1 rRNA gene is annotated in these 3,010 nt (G+C 51.8%); it reads right to left on the bottom strand.

The window, feature by feature from the left end:
• Window positions 1-46: 46 nt before the first annotated feature.
• Window positions 47-3,000 (bottom strand): 23S ribosomal RNA (locus AC6CHR_RS25000).
• Between the last annotated feature and the right edge of the window lie 10 nt (window positions 3,001-3,010).

Consider the following 3,010-nt stretch of genomic DNA (forward strand, 5'->3'; position numbering starts at 1 on the left):
TTCTCTTAGGTTTTCGACAGAAGCTGGTAGGCTTCTGTTTGGTATTGTGGTTAAGTCCTCGATCTATTAGTATCTGTCAGCTCCACGTGTCACCACGCTTCCACCTCAGACCTATCAACCTGATCATCTTTCAGGGATCTTACTTCACATAAGTGAAAGGGAAATCTCATCTCGAGGGGGGCTTCATGCTTAGATGCTTTCAGCACTTATCCCTTCCGCACATAGCTACCCAGCTATGCCTTTGGCAAGACAACTGGTACACCAGCGGTGCGTCCATCCCGGTCCTCTCGTACTAAGGACAGCTCCTCTCAAATTTCCTGCGCCCACGACGGATAGGGACCGAACTGTCTCACGACGTTCTGAACCCAGCTCGCGTACCGCTTTAATGGGCGAACAGCCCAACCCTTGGGACCGACTACAGCCCCAGGATGCGATGAGCCGACATCGAGGTGCCAAACCTCCCCGTCGATGTGGACTCTTGGGGGAGATAAGCCTGTTATCCCCGGGGTAGCTTTTATCCGTTGAGCGATGGCCCTTCCATGCGGAACCACCGGATCACTAAGCCCGACTTTCGTCCCTGCTCGACTTGTAGGTCTCGCAGTCAAGCTCCCTTGTGCCTTTACACTCTACGAATGATTTCCAACCATTCTGAGGGAACCTTTGGGCGCCTCCGTTACATTTTAGGAGGCGACCGCCCCAGTCAAACTGCCCACCTGACACTGTCTCCCACCCCGATAAGGGGTGTGGGTTAGAATTTCAATACAACCAGGGTAGTATCCCACCGACGCCTCCACCGAAGCTAGCGCTCCGGCTTCTCAGGCTCCTACCTATCCTGTACAAGTTGTACCGAAATTCAATATCAGGCTACAGTAAAGCTCCACGGGGTCTTTCCGTCCTGTCGCGGGTAACCTGCATCTTCACAGGTACTATAATTTCACCGAGTCTCTCGTTGAGACAGTGCCCAGATCGTTACGCCTTTCGTGCGGGTCGGAACTTACCCGACAAGGAATTTCGCTACCTTAGGACCGTTATAGTTACGGCCGCCGTTTACTGGGGCTTCAGTTCAAAGCTTCGCTTACGCTAACCTCTCCCCTTAACCTTCCAGCACCGGGCAGGCGTCAGCCCCTATACTTCGCCTTGCGGCTTCGCAGAGACCTGTGTTTTTGCTAAACAGTCGCCTGGGCCTATTCACTGCGGCTTTTCAGGGCTATTCACCCTAAAAAGCACCCCTTCTCCCGAAGTTACGGGGTCATTTTGCCGAGTTCCTTAACGAGAGTTCTCTCGCTCACCTTAGGATTCTCTCCTCGCCTACCTGTGTCGGTTTGCGGTACGGGCACCTCTCACCTCGCTAGAGGCTTTTCTTGGCAGTGTGGAATCAGGAACTTCGGTACTATATTTCCCTCGCTATCACAGCTCAGCCTTCACGACAATGGGATTTGCCTCATTGTCAGCCTACCTGCTTAGACGCGCATATCCAACAGCGCGCTTACCCTATCCTTCTGCGTCCCCCCATTGCTCAAATGGTGAGGAGGTGGTACAGGAATTTCAACCTGTTGTCCATCGCCTACGCCTTTCGGCCTCGGCTTAGGTCCCGACTTACCCTGAGCGGACGAGCCTTCCTCAGGAAACCTTAGGCATTCGGTGGAGGGGATTCTCACCCCTCTTTCGTTACTCATACCGGCATTCTCACTTCTAAGCGCTCCACTAGTCCTTACGGTCTAACTTCTCAGCCCTTAGAACGCTCTCCTACCACTGTCCTAAAAGGACAGTCCACAGCTTCGGTGATACGTTTAGCCCCGGTACATTTTCGGCGCAGAGTCACTCGACCAGTGAGCTATTACGCACTCTTTAAATGGTGGCTGCTTCTAAGCCAACATCCTGGTTGTCTAAGCAACTCCACATCCTTTTCCACTTAACGTATACTTTGGGACCTTAGCTGGTGGTCTGGGCTGTTTCCCTCTTGACTACGGATCTTATCACTCGCAGTCTGACTCCTGAATATAAGTCTTTGGCATTCGGAGTTTGACTGAATTCGGTAACCCGTTGGGGGCCCCTAGTCCAATCAGTGCTCTACCTCCAAGACTCTAAATTCAAGGCTAGCCCTAAAGCTATTTCGGAGAGAACCAGCTATCTCCAGGTTCGATTGGAATTTCTCCGCTACCCACACCTCATCCCCGCATTTTTCAACATGCGTGGGTTCGGGCCTCCATTCAGTGTTACCTGAACTTCACCCTGGACATGGGTAGATCACCTGGTTTCGGGTCTACGACCACAAACTATATCGCCCTATTCAGACTCGCTTTCGCTGCGGCTCCGTCTTATCAACTTAACCTTGCATGTGATCGTAACTCGCCGGTTCATTCTACAAAAGGCACGCCATTACCCGCGATTTTCCCTAAGGAAATATCGACAAGGGCTTTGACTACTTGTAGGCACACGGTTTCAGGATCTGTTTCACTCCCCTTCCGGGGTGCTTTTCACCTTTCCCTCACGGTACTGGTTCACTATCGGTCACTAGGGAGTATTTAGCCTTGGGAGATGGTCCTCCCTGCTTCCGACGGGATTTCTCGTGTCCCGCCGTACTCAGGATCCACTCTGGAGGGAATGAGGTTTCAACTACAGGGTTGTTACCTTCTTTGACGGGCCTTTCCAGACCTCTTCATCTACTTCATTCCTTTGTAACTCCGTATAGAGTGTCCTACAACCCCAAGAGGCAAGCCTCTTGGTTTGGGCTAATTCCGTTTCGCTCGCCGCTACTCAGGAAATCGCGTTTGCTTTCTCTTCCTCCGGGTACTTAGATGTTTCAGTTCCCCGGGTCTGCCTTTATCACCCTATGTATTCAGGTGAAAATACTACTCCATTACGAGTAGTGGGTTTCCCCATTCGGAAATCTCCGGATCAAAGCTTACTTACAGCTCCCCGAAGCATATCGGTGTTAGTACCGTCCTTCATCGGCTCCTAGTGCCAAGGCATTCACCGTGCGCCCTTACTAACTTAACCTCAGGAATAA

This window comes from Metabacillus sp. GQ13 (assembly GCF_059758525.1).